Source organism: Streptomyces sp. NPDC059785, from assembly GCF_042732375.1.
In the GTDB taxonomy this organism is placed as follows: Bacteria; Actinomycetota; Actinomycetes; order Streptomycetales; family Streptomycetaceae; genus Streptomyces.
In genome coordinates, this window is sequence record NZ_JBHWHV010000034.1 from 1 (window position 1) to 13,816 (window position 13,816).

14 protein-coding genes and 1 tRNA gene are annotated in these 13,816 nt (G+C 75.3%); 14 read left to right on the forward strand and 1 reads right to left on the reverse strand.

Annotated elements, in window-relative coordinates; translation table 11 throughout:
• Window positions 1-181 precede the first annotated feature (181 nt).
• From ACFV6E_RS24540 to ACFV6E_RS24555, 4 genes are all read left to right on the forward strand, one after another.
• The gene (locus tag ACFV6E_RS24540; protein ID WP_385174621.1) at window positions 182-1,324 is read left to right on the forward strand and encodes an acyl-CoA dehydrogenase; all 1,143 of its coding nucleotides are present in this window, start codon (window positions 182-184) and stop codon (window positions 1,322-1,324) included.
• 93 nt (window positions 1,325-1,417) lie between these two features.
• Complete coding sequence (locus ACFV6E_RS24545) at window positions 1,418-1,915, forward strand: PaaI family thioesterase (protein WP_385174624.1); 498 nt, start codon at window positions 1,418-1,420, stop codon at window positions 1,913-1,915.
• A 44-nt stretch (window positions 1,916-1,959) separates the two neighbouring features.
• Window positions 1,960-2,739: a thioesterase II family protein gene (locus ACFV6E_RS24550; RefSeq protein WP_385174627.1), complete on the forward strand. Its 780-nt coding sequence runs from the start codon at window positions 1,960-1,962 to the stop codon at window positions 2,737-2,739.
• A gap of 197 nt (window positions 2,740-2,936) precedes the next feature.
• Entirely contained in the window at window positions 2,937-3,656 is a 720-nt protein-coding gene (locus tag ACFV6E_RS24555) for a BTAD domain-containing putative transcriptional regulator (RefSeq protein WP_385174630.1), read from the forward strand.
• A gap of 56 nt (window positions 3,657-3,712) precedes the next feature.
• Here the strand turns inward: ACFV6E_RS24555 and ACFV6E_RS24560 are convergent, their stop codons facing one another.
• A complete protein-coding gene (locus tag ACFV6E_RS24560) occupies window positions 3,713-4,711 on the reverse strand; it encodes a phosphatidylglycerol lysyltransferase domain-containing protein (protein ID WP_385174633.1) in 999 nt (332 codons plus the stop codon).
• 180 nt (window positions 4,712-4,891) lie between these two features.
• Between ACFV6E_RS24560 and ACFV6E_RS24565 the strand changes: the two genes are divergently transcribed.
• The 10 genes from ACFV6E_RS24565 to ACFV6E_RS24610 all read left to right on the forward strand — a co-directional run bounded on the left by ACFV6E_RS24565 (window position 4,892) and on the right by ACFV6E_RS24610 (window position 13,716).
• Window positions 4,892-4,980 (forward strand) — tRNA-Cys (locus ACFV6E_RS24565).
• 70 nt (window positions 4,981-5,050) lie between these two features.
• Window positions 5,051-6,007 (forward strand): diacylglycerol/lipid kinase family protein, encoded by a 957-nt coding sequence (locus tag ACFV6E_RS24570; protein WP_385464590.1) that lies wholly within the window; start codon window positions 5,051-5,053, stop codon window positions 6,005-6,007.
• 227 nt (window positions 6,008-6,234) lie between these two features.
• Window positions 6,235-7,782, forward strand: a complete 1,548-nt coding sequence (locus ACFV6E_RS24575) for an MmgE/PrpD family protein (RefSeq protein ID WP_385174637.1) — start codon at window positions 6,235-6,237, stop codon at window positions 7,780-7,782.
• A complete protein-coding gene (locus ACFV6E_RS24580; protein ID WP_385174640.1) occupies window positions 7,779-9,062 on the forward strand; it encodes an aspartate aminotransferase family protein in 1,284 nt (427 codons plus the stop codon). Before ACFV6E_RS24575 ends, ACFV6E_RS24580 begins: the two co-directional genes overlap by 4 nt.
• Window position 9,063: 1 nt before the next feature.
• A complete protein-coding gene (locus ACFV6E_RS24585; protein ID WP_385174643.1) occupies window positions 9,064-9,531 on the forward strand; it encodes a type II toxin-antitoxin system RatA family toxin in 468 nt (155 codons plus the stop codon).
• Between the two features lie 82 nt (window positions 9,532-9,613).
• The gene (locus tag ACFV6E_RS24590) at window positions 9,614-10,141 is read left to right on the forward strand and encodes a hypothetical protein (protein ID WP_385174646.1); all 528 of its coding nucleotides are present in this window, start codon (window positions 9,614-9,616) and stop codon (window positions 10,139-10,141) included.
• Window positions 10,142-10,194: 53 nt separating this feature from the next.
• Window positions 10,195-11,175 (forward strand): VlmB-like protein, encoded by a 981-nt coding sequence (locus ACFV6E_RS24595; RefSeq protein ID WP_385174649.1) that lies wholly within the window; start codon window positions 10,195-10,197, stop codon window positions 11,173-11,175.
• A gap of 10 nt (window positions 11,176-11,185) precedes the next feature.
• On the forward strand, window positions 11,186-12,229 hold the full coding sequence (locus tag ACFV6E_RS24600; protein ID WP_385174652.1) for a beta-ketoacyl-ACP synthase III: 1,044 nt from the start codon (window positions 11,186-11,188) through the stop codon (window positions 12,227-12,229).
• A gap of 36 nt (window positions 12,230-12,265) precedes the next feature.
• Window positions 12,266-12,496: an acyl carrier protein gene (locus tag ACFV6E_RS24605; protein WP_385174654.1), complete on the forward strand. Its 231-nt coding sequence runs from the start codon at window positions 12,266-12,268 to the stop codon at window positions 12,494-12,496.
• Window positions 12,493-13,716 carry a beta-ketoacyl-[acyl-carrier-protein] synthase family protein gene (locus ACFV6E_RS24610; protein ID WP_385174656.1) on the forward strand — a complete coding sequence of 408 codons (1,224 nt, stop codon included), beginning with the start codon at window positions 12,493-12,495 and terminating at the stop codon, window positions 13,714-13,716. The genes ACFV6E_RS24605 and ACFV6E_RS24610 overlap by 4 nt, the downstream gene beginning before the upstream one ends.
• Window positions 13,717-13,816 lie beyond the last annotated feature (100 nt).

Below are 13,816 nucleotides of genomic sequence, written 5' to 3' on the forward strand. Positions count from 1 at the left end.
TGGCACTGCGGGAGGCGAAGTCGGCGCGGCCGTACGGGGGCTGAGACGGCCGTGGGCGCCCCCGGTCCCGTGCGGGCCGGCCCCCGGCCCCCCCCCGTGGGGGGGGCCGCCCCCCGGGCGGCGGCCCGGGCGGGGCCCCGCGCCCCGGCGCGGCGCCCCGCCCACGGAAGGACGTCACCGCGTGCGCTCTCTGGACTCGGACCGGGAGGTCTGCGAGCAGTACCACCCCGGCCTCGGCAAGGCCCTGGAAGACATCGACCTCACCGAACGGGAGGCCCCCGGCAGCCCGGTGACCGAACTCTTCCGCGAGCACGGCGGCCCCGCCCTGCTGGTCCCCGCCGGCTTCGGCGGCCGGGCCGCCGACCCCGTGGACGCCGTACGCGTCATGCGGGCCGTCGGCTCGTACTCGCCCTCCCTCGCCGCCGCCGCGACCATGCACCACTTCACCGCCGCGATGCTGTTCTCCCTGGCGGGACGCGAGGACGGGCTCACCGGCGTCCAGCGGGCCCTGCTGCACGACATCGTCCCCGGACGCAGACTGATGGCCTCGGGCTGGGCCGAGGGACGTACCCGGCAGAACATCCTGACCCCCGCGGTCGCCGCCCGGCCGGTGGACGGCGGCTACCGGCTCGACGGCGCCAAGAAGCCGTGCAGCCTGTCCCGTTCGATGGACCTGCTCACCGCGAGCGTCGCCGTCCCGGACGCGGACGGGCGGCCGGAACTGGCGATCGCGCTGGTCACCCGCGACACCCCGGGGCTGACCGTGCACCCGTTCTGGAGCAACGGGGCGCTCGCCGCGGCCGAGAGCGACGAGGTGCGCCTGACGGACGTGTTCGTGCCCGAGCAACTGGTGGTGCGCACCACCGCCGGTGACCCCGACCGGCTGTCGGAGCTCCAGAGCACCGGGTTCGTCTGGTTCGAGCTGCTGATCTCCGCCGGGTACGCGGGCGCGGCCGCCGCCCTGGCCCGGCGGGCGCTCGACAACGGCCGGGGCGCCGCCACCGACCGGGCCGCCCTCGCCGTGCGCACGGAATCGGCCCGCCTGCTGCTGGAGGGGACCGCCCGGGCCGTCCGCGACGGCGACCTCACGGGCGAGGAGGCGGTCGCCGCCGTACTCATCGCCCGGTACGCCGCCCAGGAGGCGCTGTCCGGCGCCGCCGACCTCGCCCTGGAACTGCTCGGCGGCATGGACTTCGTCCGCTCGCCCGAAGGCGCCCTGCTCGCCTCCTCGGTCCGGCCGCTGGCCTTCCACCCGCCGTCCCGCAACAGCGCCGCGGAACCCCTCGTGGCGTACCTCGGCGGGGACCCCCTCGTCCTGACCTGAACACCGCCCGGAACCGCGGTGGACAGGACCGTCCGCCGTCGCCCACGGTGGGACGGGACCGACCGACGCGCCGGCCCGGGGAGGCGGACCACCATGCCCGAGACGATGGAGAGCGCGATGCTCGCGCTGTGGGACGAACTGTCCGGAGCACAGATGCTCCAGGCCGTCGCCGACGGACGGATACCGCACGGCGCCCACCACGCCCTGCTCGGCCTGCGCGTCACCGGGGCACGGGCGGGGCTGGTCGAGGAGACCTGGCGGCCCCCCGCGGAACTGGCCAACTTCGCCGGCAGCGGGGTGCACGCGGGCTACATCGCCATGGTGCTCGACGACATGTGCTGCGCCGCCGGGTCGAGCCACGGCGACCACGCCTACCCCATGATCACGCTCGATCTCGGCATCGACTTCCTGCGCCCGGTGCGCCCGGGCCACGACTACGCCGTGCGCGGCGAACTCGTCCACCCGGGCCGGACCCGGATGGTCGCCAACGCCCTGATCACGGACGCCGACGGCGCCGCGGTCGCCCAGGCCCACGCCGGCATCGTCCCGGACCTGAAGTTCCAGGAGCGCATGCGCGACGCCGGGGCCTGAGCGCACCTCACCCACCTCACCCGTCCCCTACCGGGAGTCATCAGGTGCTGTCCCCGACGGCCCGCTGGTTCCACACGGCGGAACCGAGCCCCGACGCCGCGTGGCGGCTGTTCCTCTTCCCGCACGCCGGCGGCAGCGCCGCGGCCTACCCCGGGTGGCCCGCCCTGCTGCCCGGCGCCGAGGTGCACACCGTCCAGTTGCCGGGCCGGCGCGAACGCCGCGGCGAGGAGCCGTACCGGCGGCTCGGCCCGCTGATCGAAGCGCTCGGCGAAGCGCTCGACGCCGAACTGGACGGCCGCCCGTACGCGTTCTTCGGGCACAGCCTCGGCGCGCTGCTGGCCTACCGGCTGACCGTCCGCACGGAACGGGAGCGCGGTACGGGCCCCGCCCTGCTCGCGGTGTCCGGCTGGGCACCGGGCCGGTTCCGGCCGGTCGACGGCCTGCTCCCGCTGCCCGACGCCCGGTTCACCGCCGCCGTCCGCCGCTTCGGCGTGCTGCCCGAAGAGGCCGTCGCCGAACCGGAACTGCTCGCGCTGGTGCTGCCCGCGCTCCGCGCCGACCTCGCGCTGGTCGCCGACTTCCGCGACGACGGCGCCCGGACCGTCTGCCCGGTCGCCGCCTACGGAGCGCGGTCCGACCCGACGCTCGAGCCGGGCGGGCTGACCGAGTGGGCCGCCCGCACGCCGGCCTTCCTGGGCAGCAGCGAATTCCCCGGCGGGCATTTCTATCTCGCCGACGGCACCGCCGCGCTCGCCATCGCCGCCGATCTCACCCGCCACCTTGGGCGCCGCACGGGCGACGAAGCCGCGAAAGGGGGACGATAGCGGGTCGTTGTAACGTCCCGCTCACGCGTTCCGCGTTTCGTTCCCCGCTGCTCCGGCTCCCTTCGCGGAGTCCAAGGAGAGAAGAATTGACCGGTGGCGGTACAACAGAAGACCGAGCAGTCGAATTCCGTATTCTCGGCGGCCTGGAAATGCTCTCCCCCGAGGGGAGGGCCACGGTGGGCGGAGAGTTGCAGCGCGTGCTGTTACAGACCCTCCTGGTGAGCGAGGGCAACGCCGTCTCCGCCGGGACACTGATGGGTGAACTGTGGGGAGAATCGACTCCGGACGGCGCCTCCAACGCCCTCCAGGCCCACGCCAGCCGCATCCGCAAGAAGATCAGACGGCTCGAGCCGCGCCGCACGCACCCCCGGATCGTCTGCCTGCCGCACGGCTACCAGTTGCTGATGGACGGCGCCGAACTCGACGCCGTCGCGTTCGTCAGGCGCGCCGAGCGGGCCGAGCGGATCCGGGCGAGCGCCCCCGCGGAGGCCGTCGGCCTGCTGCGGGGGGTGTTCCGGCTGTGGCGCGGGGCCGTCTTCGGCGGCGGCGCCTGCGGGCCGCTGTGCCGGGCCGCCGCCGCGCGCTACGAGGAGCACCGGCTGCTGGCCATGGAGACACTGTTCGACTGCGAGCTGCTGCTCGGCCGGTCCGCCGCGGTCCTCGCGGAACTGCGCGAGGCCCATATGCGCGACCCGCTGCGCGAGCGGTTCTGCGAACAGCTCATGGTCGCGCTGTACCGCTCGGGCCGGCAGGCCGAGGCGCTGGACACCTACCGGCAGACCCGCCGGTGCCTGGACGAGCAGCTCGGTGTCGACCCCTCGCCCGCGCTGCGCCGGCTGGAACGCGCGATCCTGACCCAGGACGCGGCACTGGAACGGGGACCCGCGGGCGTCCGGCACGCCGCACCGGCCGGTTAGAAGGGGCGGCCGGATCAAGGGTTCCGGCGGCCGGGCGGCCCGCCGGAACCGCGTGCTCACAGTGCGCCCGCCGCCCGGAAGACGTGCGCGAAGGACCGCAGCGACGCCCGCCCGTGGAAGGCGATGTAGTCCGGGAGCACCACGTCAGGGGCCCACTTCTCCTTGTAGGCGAGCTGGGTGCGCGCCGGGTAGACGGCCTCGCCGTGCTCCCACAGCCAGCGCACCAGCCGCCCGAACGCGGCGCTGTGCCCGTCCAGTTCGTGCCTCCGCTCCAGACCCGTGAACGGCGTGAAGCCGAAGTGCAGCCAGCGGGTCCCCTCGCCGCGGAACGCCTCGATCGCGTACGCGTTGACCGCTTCGGCCACCCCGGGCGGGCCGTCGGGCCTGCGGCGGCTGAGATCGTGCAGCCACCCGGCCCGGTCGCCGAAGACGGGAGAGTACGAGATGTAGCCGGCCAGCTCGCCGCCGGTCAGGCCGATGAACAGCCGCCGGTGCCGCTGGGCGGCGCCGCCGTGCTCGCCCACCAGGAACCGCAGCGGCCTGGCGTGCCTGCCCTTGCCCGCGAGCCAGACGGCGTCCAGCTCGCCCAGCGCCTCCTCCCACTGCTCCGCGTCGGCCTCCCGCACGGTCAGGCCGCTGCGCAGCGACCGCGAGATCTTGTTGCGCAGCCGCATGAAGCGCGCGCCGCGCAGGGAGAACCCGTCCAGGTCCACCGCGTAGGACGCGCCGAGCTGGTTGACGGTGAAGCCGGCCGCCGCGTACCGCTCGGCGTCGGCCCGCTGGAGCTGGACGGCGACCAGGCGCCGCCGCCGCTCCCGTGCGTGGGCGACGAACTCCGCCAGCAGCCGGCAGTAGTCCTCCTCGGGCGCGAAGACCCCGCCGAACTGGACCAGGCAGCGCCCCGAACGCCGGTGGACGGCCAGGCCCTCGGCCACGGGCGAGGTGAACAGGTCGTTCCCCTCGTTGAGGGCCAGGAAAGCGCTGGGATTGCCGGAATGCGCGTACGCGGTGATGGCCTGGAAAGCGGAAACTTCCGATGCCGGTCCGGCGGTCACGTCTCCTCACCTCCGAGCGCGGGAAGCGGACGAACGGAGTGCCGAGTACAGCACCGGGAAAGGACCACGGCAAGAATCGCGCACTTCCCGGGTACGTAATCGAGTCACGCCGCGGAACGGTCAGCGGAATGTCAGTCGGCCGTCAGCGCGATGGTGCATCCTCATTCGCGGAACGGTTCGGGAGAGGTACCCGAAGTGGCCCAACGGGGACCGGTGCATTCACCGGCCGGGCGCTCGCGCCCCCGCAGGTTCGAATCCTGCCCTCTCCGCCCATCTCGCCAATTCCGCCGCCCGCGCGTGCTCCACGGCGCCCGGGGGCGGACGACATCAGGAGTGAGCATGCCGTACCCGGTCGGCCCGGCCCCGCGGCGCGCCCTGATCGTGGCCAACCCCGCGGCGGGCGGCTACCACCCCGATCTGGTGGAGCAGCTGGCCGCCCGCTGCGACGAGCTGACCGGAGCGGTGACCGTGCACCGCACGACGGGGCCGGGGGACGCCACCGACGCCGTGCACCGCGCCGTCACCAAGGAGCCCGCGGACCAGCGCCCCGGCGTGATCGTCGCGGTCGGCGGCGACGGCACCGTCCGCGAGATCGCCGAGGGGCTGCTCCGCCAGGGGAACCTGGACCGGCGGGCCGCGCTGCTCGTCGTCCCTGCGGGCAGCGCCAACTCCGACTACCGCATGTTCTGGGACGACCGGCCGTGGCAGGAGGCGGTGTCCATGGCGCTCGGCCCCGAACAGCGGGCCCGGCTGCGCCGGGTGGACCTGGCCCGGCTCGCTCAGACCGGCGCGCATGTGCTGCTCGGCTCCTGCACCGGCCTCGGCGCGCAGCTCCTCGCCACCCTCGCGTCGGTGCCCGGCACCGGGCGCGAGCGCTACGCCCGCGCGCTGGCCGAGACGGCGGCGGACTTCCGCCCCTACCCGGGCCGGGTGACCGTCGACGGTGCCGTCCTCGCCGAGGGCCCCACCGTCCTCGTCAACGTCGGCGGCGGGCGGCACCGGGCGGGACAGTACCTGCTGCTGCCGCACTCGGAGCCGGACGACGGCCTCCTCGACGTCTGCGTCATCGGCGACATCGACCCCGTACTGGTACCGCGACTGACGCGCGACGGCGCCCACCTGGGCCTGCCCGGGACGGCGTACGGGCGGGGCAGGCGGATCGTCGTCGAGCGGCTGGACGGCGAGGGCCTCGCCCTGGAACACGACGGCGAGCCCCAGGACCGCTTCGGCCCCAAGGCCACCTTCGACGTGGTACCGCGCGCGTTGCCGGTCTGGGCGGCACCACCACGGCGCTGAAACGTCCCGGCGCCGCGGCGGTGGGACCGTCCGGCGGTGCGAGGTGAGTGAAGGAGGAGGCGTGGGGGCCACTGCGCTGGAGGAACTCGGCGCCCGGGCCGTCCGGTTCGGGTCGAGGGGTGCTTTGGACGTGGTGCCGCGCGCGTTGCCGGTCCGGGCGGCGCCGCCGCGGCGGTGGGACCGTCCGGCGGCGCGTCCGGCGGTGCGAGGTGAGTGAAGGAGGAGGCGTGGGGGCGACCCTGTTGGAAGAGCTCGGGGTCTGGGCCGCCCGGCTCAGGCCCGAGGACGTGCCCGAGCGGGTGCTGCGCCTCGCGGCCAGCCAGGTGCTGTCCCAGCTCGGGGCGATCCGGGCCGGCGCGGACCATCCGCTCGGCCGCCGGCTGACCGCGGCCTTCGGGCCGCCGCTGCAATCCGATCCGCGCCGCTCGGCCTGCGTCCTCGCCGGACTCGGCTCCTGGCTCAACCTCGACGACACCGCGTACGCGGGCCATCTGTCCAACTCCACCGCCGCGGTACCGCTCGCCTTCGCCCACGCCCGCCTCCTCGACGGCCCCGCGCTGCTCACCGCGGTGGTCGCGGCCAACGAGTGCGCGGCCCGGATCACCGCCGCGGCCACCCTGGGCCCGCTGCGCGGCCAGACCGCGCTCCACGCCCACCTGGCGGGAGCCGTCGCCGGACGGCTGCACTGCGAGCGCGCGGCGAGCCGGCGCTGGCCGGACGCGCTCGCCCTGGCCTACGCCCAGCCGCCGTGGCCGCTGCTGCGCGCCTTCCTGGGCGGCGACGCCCGGCTGCTGAACGCCCTCGGACCGGTGCGTACGGCGATGGACGCGTGCGACGCGGCCGCCGCCGGACTGACCGGACCGCACGACCTGCTGGAGCACCCGGACGGGTTCCTGCGCCGGTTCGCCACCGTCCCGCTGCCCGAGGCGGTCACCGCGGGACTCGGCACGCGCTGGCACACCGAGACCTTCTCGTACAAGCTGCACCCCGGCGGGCCCGGCATCGACGCCGCCGTGGACTGCGCGTCGGCGCTCCACCACGACCTGGACGCCCCAGGGCCCGACGACGTCGCCGACGTCCTGGTGGAGGCCTCGCTCTACACCGTCCTCGCCGCCCGGCGGGCCCGCCGCTACCTCGACGGGACCGCGCGCCCGCCCGGCGCCCTGGTCCTCGACGTCGGCTACCCGGTGGCCACCGCGCTGCTGACCGGCCGCTTCACCGTGCCCGACCTGGACCCGCAGGCGTCGGACGACCCGGTACGCCGGTCCGTGGCCGCCCGGGTCCGGCTGCTGCACGACACCGCGATGACCCGCGAACTCCTGGACTCCGTCGCCCCGTTCGGGGAGGCACTGCGCCAGGCGGGACCCGCGGGAGCCGCCTGGCTGCGGGAGTTCGGCGGGACGGAGCTGGCCGACCTCGCGGACCGGCCCGGGGCTCCCGCCGCGGACTTCACCACGGCCGCCAAGGCCACCGGCGCCCGGGTCACGGTCCGGCTCCGCGACGGCCGCCGCGCGGTGCGCGAGCTGCGCATCCCGCTGGGCGCCGCGGGCCCGCACACCCGCACCCACCATGCCGCCCTGGTCCGCGCCAAGTTCGGCGGCCTCGGCGGCCCGCCCGGGGTCGCCGACGCGCTGCCGTACGTACCCCGGATGACCGGCACCGAGCTGCGGCGGTGGACCGAGGCGGCGCTCGGCGAGCCGGCCGCGAGACACCGGGCGCCGTCCCGTACCGCCGTCCGACCGTGCCCAGACGACAGCGAGGAGCCACCCCCTTGAGCGCCCCGACCGACACCGCACCGGGTGCGGAACAGCACATCCTGCGCCTGTGCCGGGAACACTTCGGCAAGGGCCGGGCGACCATGGCCGAGCTGTTCGGCGCCCGCATGGAGGCCGGGTCCCGCGGCGCCTGGCTGACCACGAGCGACGGCGAGCAGTACCTCAACTGCGGCGGCTACGGGGTGTTCGTCATGGGCGCACGGCACCCGGTCGTCATGGCCGAGGTCCGCCGCCAGCTCGACACCCACCCCGTTGCCACCCGCCTGCTCCTCGAACCGTCCGCCGCCCGCGCCGCCGAGGCCCTGGCCGGGGTCACCCCGCCGGGCCTGGACCGCGTGCACTTCTCGCTCTCCGGCGCCGAGGCGGTCGAGACCGCGCTCAAACTCGCCCGGGCGCAGGACCGGCGCAGGGTGGTCTCGGCCCGCATGGGCTACCACGGCAAGACGCTCGGCGCGCTCTCCGCCACCGGCAAGGACGTCTTCCGGCACCCGTTCCGCCCCCTGCTCCCCGACGTCGTACACCTCCCGTACGGGGACACCGGGGCGCTGGAGAAGGAACTGGCCGCCCACCCGGGCGAGGTGTGCCTGGTGCTCGAACCCGTGCAGGGCGAGGGCGGCGTGGTCATCCCGCCGGACGGCTATCTCCGCCGGGCCGGCGAACTGTGCCGTGCCCACGGGGCGTTCCTCGTCCTGGACGAGGTGCAGACCGGCATGGGACGCCTGGGCACCTGGTGGGGCGCCGACGCCGAGGGCGTGGTGCCGGACGTGCTCCTCGCGGGCAAGGCGCTCGGCGGCGGCGTACTGCCGGTCTCCGCGGCGGTCGCCACCCGGGAGGCGTTCCGGCCGTTCGACAAGGACCCCTACCTCCACACCGGGACGTTCTCCGGCGCCCCGCTCCTCATGGCCGCCGTCCTCGGCGCGATCCGCGCGGTGCGCGAGGACGACCTCGTCGCCCGCGCCGCCGCCCTCGGCGCCCGGCTGCTGCCCGATCTCGCGGAGATCGCCCGCCGCAACATCCCGGACCTGCTCATCGAGGTCCGCGGCCGGGGCCTGCTCATCGGCGTCGAACTGGTCGAGGCCGGACTCGCGGGCGAGCTGCTGATCGAGCTCTTCAACCACCACGTGGTGGCCAACCACTCCATGAACGGCAGCAACGTCGTGCGGTTCACCCCGCCCGCGGTGCTCACCGCCGCGGACGCCGATTTCCTCCTGGAGGCGTTCGACGGCGCCACCCGCGCCCTGGTTGAACAGGGCGTCCGCACCCCGGAAGGAGGCAGGTGAGATGCGGCAGGTCGTCCTGGCGGCGCTCGTCCCCGGCCGGTCCCCGGAAACCGTCTTCGACGGCGTGACCCGCTTCGAGCGCTACCCCGGACTCGCCCCCCACGTACGCGCCACCACCGTGCACGCCGGGCCGCCGGGGGAGCGGGGCAGTTCGAGCTGGGAACTGCGCTTCCGCAGCGGACTGCTGCGCTGGACCGAGACCGAGGACTTCGACCGCGCGCACCTGCGCATCGCCTTCCGGCAGACCGACGGCGACTTCGACGCGTTCTCCGGCCGCTGGGTGCTGCGCCGCTCGGGCGACGGCTGCGCCCTGCGCTTCGAGGCCCGCTTCGACTTCGGCATCCCCAGCATGGAGGGGATCCTCGACCCCATCGCCGGACGCGTCATCAGGGAGACCGTGGCCTGGGCCGTCACCGGCATGTTCACCGGGACCGTGCTCGGCGAGGAGACCGGCACCACCACCCCGTGACACCCGAGCACCCCCGAGACCGGGCGGCCACGCGCCCGAGCACCCCCGAAATCCGGCGGGCCACGCGCCCAAGGAGTGACCGATGGATCAGGCCAACCCGTTCGAGACCCGCACCACCTTCCGGCTGCACCGCGCCGAGTACCTCGTCGCCCTCGCCGTGTGCACGGGACTCCTCGTCGCCCACGCGGGCGAGATCCGCTGGCCCTACGCGCTCGCCCTGTTCGCCTACATCGACCTCATCGGCTACATCCCCGGAGCCGTCGCCTACCGGCGCAGCGGCGACGGCCGCGTCTCCAAGGTCTACTACGTGCTCTACAACACGATGCACAGCCTGATCACCCAGGCGGCCGTCGCCGCGCTGTGGTGCTGGCTGGTGCGTCCCGAGTGGGCGCTGCTCGTCCTGCCGTTCCACCTCTGCGGCGACCGCGGCCTGTTCGGGAACTTCCTCAAACCGTTCGCGCTGCCCTTCGAGCCCCACCCCGAGCCGGGCTACCGGCGGCTGGTGGCGGAACTGCGCGGCCGCGCCGCCGGCCGCCGCGTCCCCGTACCCGTCCACGAAGTGCCGGGCCCCGGGGCGGCACCCGTCGGCACGCCCGGCGCCGGCGGATGACACCGCCCCGCCGCCGGCGGCCCGTCACGACCACCACAGGAGGACGACCAGCGATGACCGACGCCATATCGCCCGAGGCTGACTTCGACACCGCCCCCGGGCTGCTGCACGGTGCCAAGCACCTCGAGCTCACCGCCGAACGGTGCGACCTGGCGTACTGGCTCCGCCACGTCGCCCAGGGCACCCTGCGGGGCCGCGCGGTCACCGGACACGCCGAACGGGCCCGGACTCCGGAGTACATGCGGCGCCCGGGACCGCTGCGCGAGGCGCTGGCCCTGGAGCTCGGCTTCCGGTCCCTGGCCGAGGAGGCGGCCACCCGGGCCCTCGGCTTCTACGTGGCCCACGCACCGGACGTCCCGGAGCTGGAGTTCTACGCCACCCAGCTCGTCGACGAGGCCCGCCACGCCCGGGTGTTCCGCCAGTACCTGGTCGAACTCGGCCTGCCCGCCCGGACGCTGCTCCAGGACATCCGCGCGGCGGGCGCCGACTACCGGGAGCGGGTGCTTCGCCCGCTGGAGGAGTTCACCCTCGACATCGTCCGCGACCGGGCCGACTTCGCGGGCGGCGTGGCCGTCCTCACCATCATCGTCGAGGGCGTCCTCGCGCCCGCGGCCGAACTGAGCGAACGCAAGTGGGGCCCGCTCGACCCGGCCGCCTCCGAGGTCTCCCGGGGTGCGGCGATCGACGAGATCCGCCACCTGGCGGTCGGCGGCGCCATCCTGCGCGACCACCTCGCCGCCCGTCCCGAGTACCGGCCGCGGCTGCTCGACATCCTGCGCGGCGGCCGCAAGCTGTGGGACGAACTGCCCGACCGCGAGTTCGTCATCGCCCGCGAGGAACTCTTTCAGCAGGGCATGCTCCGGCACGCCGACGTGGTGGGCGACTACGAGATCTGGCCGGGCCGCCGCATGCTCGACACCACCCCCGAGGAACGCTACGACGCGGCCGAGCGCTGGACCGACGAGACGGCCGGAGTACGCCTGACCCAGATGGGCCTGAAGGACGGCCTCGCCGTCCTCGGCGGCCAGGGCTGAGGGGGCGGCGGTGGACGACGCGACGCCCCCCGTCACCGGCCGCCCGGACGGCCCGCGCCGGGCCGTCGTCACCGGTGTCGGCGGCTGGCTGCCGCCCGACATCGTGACCAACGACGACCTGGCCGCCCGCCTGGACACCTCGGACTCCTGGATCCGCACCCGTACCGGCATCGCACGGCGCCACGTGGCCTCCCCCGGCACGGCCGCCTCCGACCTGGCCGTGGAGGCGGGCCGCCGCGCCCTGGCCTCGGCGGGCAGCCCCTCGGCGGACGCGGTCCTGCTCGCCACCATGACCCCGGACCACCGCGCCCCGGCCACCGCGCCGGCCGTCGCCGCCCGCCTCGGCCTCGCGGGCGTCCCCGCCTTCGACCTCGCCGCCACCTGCGCCGGGTTCGTCCACGGCCTCGCCACCGCCGCCGGACTGATCGCCACCTCGGCCGCTGACCGCGTCCTGCTCATCGGCGCCGAGGTGCTCACCACCGTCGTCGACCCCCGGGACCGCTCCCTGGCCGTCCTGTTCGCCGACGGGGCCGGAGCCGTGGTGCTGCGCGCGGGACACGAGGACGAACCGGGCGCGCTGGGCCCCGTCGTCCTGGGCAGCGACGGCACGCTCGCCGAACTGCTGTGGATCCCCGAGGGCGGCTCCCGGCGGCGTACGGACGGCCGGTCCGCCGAGCCGGGCGGCGCCTTCCTCCAGATGCGCGGCCGGGAGATCTTCCGCAACGCGGTACGGCGGATGAGCGAGTCCTCCCGGCGCGCCCTCGACGCCGCGGGCTGGAAGACCGGCGACGTCGACCGCCTCGTCGCGCACCAGGCCAACGCCCGCATCCTGGCCGCGCTCGGCGACGAACTGGGCATCCCCGCCGACCGGGTGCCGACCACCATCGAGCACACCGGCAACACCGCTGCCGCCTCCGTCCCGCTGCTGCTGGCCGAGGCCGACGCGGACGGACGGCTGCGGCCCGGCCACCGCATCCTGCTGACGGCCTTCGGCGGCGGCCTCGCCTGGGGCGCCACCACCCTCGTGTGGCCGCACCTGCCGGGCGCGCGCTGACATTCCCGTACCTCATGGACCCCGGGAGGACCGGTCATGTTCGAGCAGTTGAAGGAGATACTCGTCGGCAAGCTCCACGTGCCCGCCGACACGATCACCCCCGACGCCACCCCCGGGGACATCGAGCTGGACTCCCTCGCCGTCGTCGAGCTCTCCCTCGTCCTGGACAAGGAACTCGGCATCCGGATCAGCGACGACGAACTGGCCGAGGCCAGGACCGTCGGTGACATCGCCGGGCTCATGGCGTCCAGGGAGGCGGCCCTGTGAGGCCCGGACGCGACGCGGCCGTCACCGGGGTCGGACTCGTCACCCCGGCGGGCATCGGCATTGAGGAGAACTGGGCGGCCGTGTGCGCGCCCGCGCCCGCCGCCGCCCTGGACCCGGCACTGGAGGACGCCCCGGTACGGATCTCCTGCCGCGTGCCCGGCTTCGACCCGGCGGCACGGCTCGGCGCCCGGCGCGCCCACCGCCTCGACCGCTTCGTCCAGCTGGCCCTCGTCGCCGCCCGCGAGGCCCTGGCCGACGCCGGCCTCGACCCGCGGACCTGGAACGGCGGCAGGGTGGCCGTGGTCCTCGGCTGCGGCGACGGCGGCACCGCCACCCGGGAACGCGAACACCGGGTACTGCTGGAGGAGGGTGCGCACTGGGTCTCGCCCCTGCTGCACCCGATGGGACTGCTCAACATGCTGGCGGGACAGGTCGCGATGGAGTACGGGGCGAGGGGCCCCAACCTCGTCGTCGCCACCGCGTGCGCCTCCGGGACCACCGCCATCGGGGTGGCCAGGGACCTGCTCGCCCTCGACCGCTGCGACATCGTCCTCACCGGAGCGAGCGAGGCCCTGCTCACCCCGCTCCAGGTCGCCGGCTACGCCCAGCTCGGTGCCCTCTCCCGGCGCGAGGACGACCCGGCCCGCGCCTCCCGGCCGTTCGACGCCGACCGCGACGGCTTCGTCCTGGGGGAGGGGGCGGGGGTGCTCGTACTGGAGCGCCCGGACCACGCACGGGACCGCGGCGCGCGCATCCGGGCCCGCGTCGTCGGGTACGGGTCCTCCGCGGACGCCCACCACATGACGGCCCCGCACCCCGAGGGCCGCGGCATCGAGGCCGCGCTGCGCGGCGCGCTCACCGACGCGGGAGCCTCCCCGCGCGACGTCGCGCACGTGAACGCGCACGGCACCTCCACCCCGCTCAACGACCTGGTCGAGGCGCGGGCGCTACGCCGGGTGCTGCCGCACAGCCCGGTGGTGACCTCGACCAAGGGGGTCACCGGGCATCTGCTCGGGGCCGCCGGGGCCGTCGAGGCGGTCTACACCGTGCTCACGGTGGAACGCGGGCTGATTCCCCCGACCGCCAATCTCACCCGGCTCGACCCCGGTGTGGAACTGGCGGTCGCCGCCGTTCCCACCCCCGCCCGGATCGGCCTCGCCCTGACGAACTCACTCGGCTTCGGCGGCCAGAACGCGGTCCTCGCGGTCGCCGCGGCGTGATCGGCACCGAGCGATGCATGGTGTCCCGCCGTCCCGCCGTCCCGCCGTCCCGCCGGTCACCTGGTCACCCGGCCTGCGGGACCCGGCAGGGCGCGGCGGC

Excerpts from the sequence above, each read along its gene's own strand:
- ACFV6E_RS24545 (WP_385174624.1), top strand. The coding sequence starts at position 1,418 with ATGCCCGAGACGATGGAGAGCGCGATGCTCGCGCTGTGGGACGAACTG.
- ACFV6E_RS24570 (WP_385464590.1), top strand. The coding sequence starts at position 5,051 with ATGCCGTACCCGGTCGGCCCGGCCCCGCGGCGCGCCCTGATCGTGGCC.
- ACFV6E_RS24585 (WP_385174643.1), top strand. The coding sequence starts at position 9,064 with ATGCGGCAGGTCGTCCTGGCGGCGCTCGTCCCCGGCCGGTCCCCGGAA.
- ACFV6E_RS24590 (WP_385174646.1), top strand. The coding sequence starts at position 9,614 with ATGGATCAGGCCAACCCGTTCGAGACCCGCACCACCTTCCGGCTGCAC.
- ACFV6E_RS24595 (WP_385174649.1), top strand. The coding sequence starts at position 10,195 with ATGACCGACGCCATATCGCCCGAGGCTGACTTCGACACCGCCCCCGGG.
- ACFV6E_RS24605 (WP_385174654.1), top strand. The coding sequence starts at position 12,266 with ATGTTCGAGCAGTTGAAGGAGATACTCGTCGGCAAGCTCCACGTGCCC.